Below are 6,101 nucleotides of genomic sequence, written 5' to 3'. Positions count from 1 at the left end.
CACTACCAAAGTATCTATTGGGCAATCGGAAGTCTTCTTATTACGGTGTATGGAATCCAGCATCTAAAAAATATCGCCCAGACCCTGCCTTTCCAGAGTCCGGATGTTAAAAGCGAAATGTGGTTTTCGGCATCTATTGTTGTTTATTTCAGTATGACGTTCGCCCTCTACGTATTGGGCGAGTACATCCTTGCTGATCTTGACAAAAATGTGGCTATGACAATCTGGTGTTTTCACAATGCCCACAATATTCTAAAGAATATTATGTTTGCAGTTGGTATGTACTATACCGGTAAGAAAATGACCCGCTAAATATTATGGCAATCCTCATTACTTTAATCGTATCCATACTCATCATTTTCAGAATGGCACTTTATATCAGGAGTATTCAAAGGCTAATGAAGAAAAAAGATGAGGAGTTCAGAATAAAAGAAGAGGGACTGCTGAAGCACGCTGCGGAGCAGGCCCAAAAAATAACTGTTCTTAAATCGCTGGTAGATGGTCAGGATAAAATTCTGGCCATGTACCGCGAGCAGAAGAAGTAAAAAGGTATCTATAGCAGATACATTAACGTACTCAAAAGGCTGACGTTAGCAGGATATAGTTCATTCTCAGCCGTAATCAATTTAATGCCGCCTAAAAGAAGATAATCAGACTTGAGATCAAAAGAATGTCTGCATTTTATAGTCAAAATAATTGACAATACGGTTTATTTGGCTTTACTTGAAGCATTAAAATTTAAAATTATGGAAGACGTTATCTACAATGCGGAATTAGTGATTCAGCTGCAGACTATTCGTAAAGCGACCGAACAATTTTCAAAAGAAGACAGATTTAAATCAGCCGACCAATTAATTGCTGAAATAGACATCATCAAGAGTCTGCTTGATCACACCAGAAACTATGTAACCAAAACGAGCGATAGTATACTTTAATCAAACACCTTGTTATGCGCAATATTATTCGACTGGTTGATGCTGCGTGGGAGCACGTCAGAATATTTTTTGTCCAATGTTGTTTGTTTCAGAGCAGAGATAATCTGGACAAACTGTTTGGTGTACTGATGTGGGCGTGTATTGCATTGCTGACGTTTTCATTACTGGGCCTGATAAATAGCATTAAACTTTAAACCGCGCGAGCTAACTATACAGCCCTTCCTAACGTGTTCCCTTACAATGGAAAGCGGATGATGTGGATACTCCTGGTAGCAATCCTGTTACCATCCACAATCTAACCCCGGTAATGCGTCTTGCATTACCGGGATCTTAATATATGCGCATGATTACCACCGCGAGCAAAGAATTCTGTAAGATTGCGCGATGCTGATAGTCATGATAAATAACGAAAAGCCTGACATATAGTAACCCCTTGCAAACACTGGGTATAATTTTAACAAACCTGGGCAAAGGCTTTACTGGCGAGTAATAGCTCTTTTCCTGTTCTCATTCGGTTTAAAGTAAGATAAGCGCAAAGAAAATAAAGCGGATACAGATCGGTGTAACCTTTATGTTATGCCTTCGGATGCCCGGTGCCTTTGGCGTAATGTAGACTGAAGGTTGACCTAAGTTTCTGCTTCGTTATCGCATGGTTAGAGGGCTTTTCAAAATCACTCTGAAGAAACGTCTTGTCGTAAAACGGATAAGATATAAAAGTAAAAGATGGTTATATACGTGTGGCATCTTTTACGTTAAGACTAACCCGGCAATGAAATCTCTTTAAAACTTATATCGTTAACAAAATAGTCCAGATCAAACCGGATGGCCATTAACCGGGCCTTCATGTTTCGGGATAATCTTATTCGGACGGGTTCATTACCCTGACAGGCCATTCCCATTGTGCGCAACTTGGACTGTAAATTACAGATCGTTGACGTATAGGCATCAAACCATATAGGGAGGGATGCAAACATATCGGAGCCGACAAGTTTCGTAAGTGTATTGGCAAGTGCAACAAAGGTCTCTGTATTAATGGCGGGGCTGTTTGAGAGCCGGAGTACATTCCTGATCAGGCATTTTGAATACATTAACGCCTTCATATTTTCACGCCTTTTGTTTCCAGTACCTAACACTTCAAGGTCTTGATCTATATGGGGGCGCTTTTTCTTGATGAAATATAGAATTTCTTCGCAGATAACCGGTTCAACCCATTCATAGTCGTCTTTACGATTTGCCGAAAGCTCATTTACGTTTTTTACGATAACATCTTTATCTGTATTTGCTGACGCTATAATGGTGTTTTGATCGCTGTCGGTGCTGTTCTCATGATCCGCAGTTACCGTAAAGCGTTGACGTAAATTACAGGGTGCAGGTTCATGGTTTAACGCATCAACTTCGCTTTGTTCTTCTTCTATATCATCCTCCCAATGTACTTCTTCAACTTCCACATCGGCTGAATAATTATCTTCATCATCGAGGAGTTCCTGTACCTCCAAATGTTCGCATTCACGCTCACTTTCATCCGTAAAATCAGTAATGTCTTTTACGGATGGCACCGCTTCCCGTAAAATGCTTTCGTATTTTACAGTATCGATACCGTCTTTTACAATATCAGTGTAATCTTTTACAGTATCGCTATCATGTTTTACGTTAACAATAGGGCTGTATAGGCCTGTAAACGGCTGTACCCGGCACATTGTACTGTCCGTGTTACCTGTAACCGTATTTGACGTAAAACCATGCTTTACGGATGCTCTGTCTTTTACGTTAAGCGGCTCCTTTACGGTAACATGTTTTACAGTATCGCTCAAACCGTATTTTACGGCTTCCAGTTTTTTAACGATTCTTTCTTCAATACGTGCAAGTATGCGATCAGCTAGTGTCTCAAGCAGGGAGTCACTGATTTGTTCACTTCCTTGTTTTATGTCTTTTACGGTTTGTGTCGGCTTTATATATTTTAGATCGTTTACGGCCGGCTGTTTATTGTATTTTACGGTAACCGGAGCCTGAATATAGTTACGACCGTCAACAGAACCGACCCCATGATCTTGGGCATGAGAAAAACCATTACGTGCATAATAGGCCATCTGCCTGCAATTGTCAGAGCAGTATTTCCGGTTGCTGCGCTGGCTCCGAAAAGGTTGATCACAATAGGTACATATTTTTTGCATCTACAGAAAAAGTTAAAGCTCATCGTAAAATGAATCATTCGGTGCACCCGTCAGAAAATTCATATAGTCGCTGATTATACTGTCTATATTTTCCAAGGCCTGTTCCTCGAACTTACCCGAGCCATCGCACGACAGACGCAGGGTGATATTGCTTTGATCCCGATTAACTTCGGTGATCTGGTGGCGTATTCCACAGCGGTGAACAATGTAGAGTACATCAACAAGGATGTCACCGGGAACTGTAAAGCGCTTTACAGTATCCCGGTCACGGAGCGATAGGGCATGGCGGTGTTTATTCCTTTTCATTTTACGTTTTGTATTTTACGTTTTGCAATTGCGTTTTACGTTTCCCGTTTTACGCTTTTACATCTTAATCAAGCCAGATTGTATGCAAAGGTTTACCGGTAGAAGGATTTGTGAAATAAGCATTCGGTTTGCGCTGTAAATCATCTGGCTGTTCATGGCTTATGCCCGACAAAGCATTTTGCAACCTTCGGTTCTGCATCTTTTGCTCGTTCAATTTGGCTCGCAAATTCTCGATTTCTTTCTGCTGTGCTGACTCCGCCGTGCCTTTTCCAAAGATGTAACCTACAACACCCACCACGAGGTGGCCGATTACTTCCGTTAGAGCCGTTGTAACTTCCTGCTCCTTTGTTGATGCAGCTTTACTTAGCTCATTGGATTTTCCCTGCTCATTGGCTTTAGATTGTTCATTTGTTGTACTCATAACTATAAATTGTTTTTAAGTGACACGTATATTGTTTTACGTTGAATCCTTTTAATACTGATTAATTTTCGTCTTCATCTTCGTCTTCCGTTTCTCCCTCTTCCTCCAGGTCATTCTCCTCGTTTTCATCGTGGTAACGATCAATGATTTCATGTATCTGCTCAATGACTTTCTTTTGCGCAGGTTCATAATCTACACTGATCTCTATCTCGCCATCTTCGGTTACTCCCTCGATCACATTATCCAATTCGTGATCTTCCATGATCTGAGCAAATTCTGTTATCAGATCGGCAGGTACTTCAAAATTTCTAGTTCTCATACTTTGTTGATTTTTTAATTGTTACTGTTTGTTTATGTTGATATATACTTCGTTACTTCTTTCGCAGCCTGTAGGACACTGCTTCGCTTTGCAGATCATCCACCGTTTTTACTTTACCGTTCTCAATCCATGCTTCCAGCTGATGACGCCTGAAATAAAGCTTATTACCTTTCTTGAAATGGGGAATAATTTTAGCCGATGTCTTCTCATAGAGCGTGGTGACCTTCGACCGAAGGAATGCCGCAGCCTCCTTTACATCCAATATATCGGTAATCATTACTGTATCACGACCCCTGTGGTCTTTCAGTATATCTGTCAAGATTTCGCGCAGAAGGTCTTTAAGTTCCGCTTTACTCATCCCTGATAAATAGATTCCGTTCTCCATGTTCTGTATTGGTTATTATTCTATACTGTTTACTGTGTACTTTATATTAATGCTGTCCGATCAGGCCGCTTTATCTACTGTGGGTAAAGATGAACCGCTGACAAGCTCAATGCAGGGCAATGCTTTCACCGCTGCATATTTTACAGTGTCCCTCACCTGCGCATAGATTTGCGTAGTCTGTATGCTCTTGTGACCGAGTAGCTTGGAGACGGTATATAATTCTCCGGTGCGTTCCAACAAGTTGGTAGCATACGAATGGCGGCCTGTATGAAAGTGCATGCGCGTGTGATCAAGGCCCGCAGCTTTTGCCCATTTTTTCAGGGCATAGTTTACACGTGCCTGTACTAACTTGTTCTTGCTGTCGGTTTCTTTTACTTGCGGGAATATGTAGCCACCATCATCTGTGCCGGCAGACTCCTGCTTTCGGGATTTAAGAATACTAATCGCCTGATCGGAGAGCGGGAAGTACTCGGAAGAATCCGTTTTCTGCTGTGTAAAATGGATGAACCATTCCAGCTTGCCATCGAAGTAACGCTCCATGATATTATCCCAGCGAAGACCATTGGTATCACTCCAGCGAAGGCCCGTAAAACAAGCAAAGAAATACGCCTGTCTGTATTGCTGTTTGATATTACAGGATGTTGCCGCCAGTCTTGCCAGTTGCTCGATTGTCCAGGCTGTACGCTTGGTATCTTTCTTTTTCAGTCTCTCACTTCTAGGTACAGCATGCCACGGGTTACGGGCAATGACTTGCTTGCTTACAAGGTAATTTAACGAGGCACCAACATTCTTTAAATAGCTCAGGGCAGAGTTAACGGAAATCGTTTTTAGCAGGAATGATTCAAACTCTTTGAGCCATGAGGTGGTAACTTTGGCAATTGGCAGACACTGTTTGCCAACAAACCGTTTCAGTTGATAAAGCGTTGAAGAACGGTTGCTGTTCGATTTCTTTGAATCTATATATTGCTCAAAGAAATCAACAAAATCTCCAAGCTTCATTTGCTTGTCAATCAGCCCGTGATTGTCTACAATGAGTTCATGCTGACGCCGGATACATATTTCTTCGGCCAGTTGACGATTCGATTTATCTGCCGGTGCCGGTTTTTCTGTCCGGGCATGTATACCCAGAAACTCATACCAGCGCTTGCCCGAATGGTATATATCCAGATAGAACGATACTTTTTTACCTCCTGAGATCTTCTTTTCTCTTAATGCTACAGCCATAATTTAATCTTCCCCTCCATTCATTCCCTCGTTTTGCTTCACTTTGTAAGGACTATAAATGATCTTATACTTTAATATTCAGCGGCACATACTGCAAGTTTGCTTTCGTTGATTCATTTGTACTATATATAATTTTATAGGCCTTGGCTTCCTATATACTTGTAAAGATACGAACTCTGTTTACAAAAGATTTTCCGGCTCCAGGACGCAATTTTGACACAATGGAAACATTTTGACACAATGGGAAAGATATTGACACAATGGGAAATATATTGCCACAATTCCTGATGCCTGATGTACCTTTACTTATCACTTTGCATTTTTTCATCGCCATTTTTTT

Annotated in this window: 9 protein-coding genes; 3 read left to right on the top strand and 6 right to left on the bottom strand. The window is 41.2% G+C overall.

Features of this window, described 5'->3' with window-relative positions:
• The 3 genes from VIN08_RS25555 to VIN08_RS25545 form a co-directional block, all read left to right on the top strand.
• On the top strand, positions 1-312 hold a 312-nt coding region (locus VIN08_RS25555), incomplete at its 5' end, for a hypothetical protein (RefSeq protein ID WP_331971717.1).
• A gap of 5 nt (positions 313-317) precedes the next feature.
• The gene (locus tag VIN08_RS25550) at positions 318-545 is read left to right on the top strand and encodes a hypothetical protein (RefSeq protein ID WP_331971715.1); all 228 of its coding nucleotides are present in this window, start codon (positions 318-320) and stop codon (positions 543-545) included.
• A 201-nt stretch (positions 546-746) separates the two neighbouring features.
• Positions 747-935: a hypothetical protein gene (locus VIN08_RS25545; protein ID WP_331971712.1), complete on the top strand. Its 189-nt coding sequence runs from the start codon at positions 747-749 to the stop codon at positions 933-935.
• A gap of 758 nt (positions 936-1,693) precedes the next feature.
• Here VIN08_RS25545 and VIN08_RS25540 read toward each other — a convergent pair.
• From VIN08_RS25540 to VIN08_RS25515, 6 genes are all read right to left on the bottom strand, one after another.
• Positions 1,694-3,022, bottom strand: coding sequence for a hypothetical protein (locus tag VIN08_RS25540; RefSeq protein ID WP_331971709.1), 1,329 nt, complete (start codon positions 3,020-3,022; stop codon positions 1,694-1,696).
• A gap of 96 nt (positions 3,023-3,118) precedes the next feature.
• The gene (locus VIN08_RS25535; protein ID WP_331971707.1) at positions 3,119-3,412 is read right to left on the bottom strand and encodes a hypothetical protein; all 294 of its coding nucleotides are present in this window, start codon (positions 3,410-3,412) and stop codon (positions 3,119-3,121) included.
• A 64-nt stretch (positions 3,413-3,476) separates the two neighbouring features.
• Complete coding sequence (locus VIN08_RS25530; protein ID WP_331971705.1) at positions 3,477-3,833, bottom strand: hypothetical protein; 357 nt, start codon at positions 3,831-3,833, stop codon at positions 3,477-3,479.
• Positions 3,834-3,894: 61 nt separating this feature from the next.
• Positions 3,895-4,152 (bottom strand): hypothetical protein, encoded by a 258-nt coding sequence (locus tag VIN08_RS25525; RefSeq protein WP_331971703.1) that lies wholly within the window; start codon positions 4,150-4,152, stop codon positions 3,895-3,897.
• 52 nt (positions 4,153-4,204) lie between these two features.
• Positions 4,205-4,537, bottom strand: coding sequence for a helix-turn-helix domain-containing protein (locus VIN08_RS25520; RefSeq protein ID WP_331971701.1), 333 nt, complete (start codon positions 4,535-4,537; stop codon positions 4,205-4,207).
• 60 nt (positions 4,538-4,597) lie between these two features.
• Positions 4,598-5,761, bottom strand: a complete 1,164-nt coding sequence (locus VIN08_RS25515) for a site-specific integrase (protein WP_331971697.1) — start codon at positions 5,759-5,761, stop codon at positions 4,598-4,600.
• Between the last annotated feature and the right edge of the window lie 340 nt (positions 5,762-6,101).

The organism is Ohtaekwangia sp. (assembly GCF_036568665.1).
GTDB lineage: Bacteria > Bacteroidota > Bacteroidia > Cytophagales > Cyclobacteriaceae > Ohtaekwangia.
The sequence above is the reverse complement of the archived record's forward strand: the minus strand, read 5'-3'. Positions and strand labels throughout refer to the sequence as shown.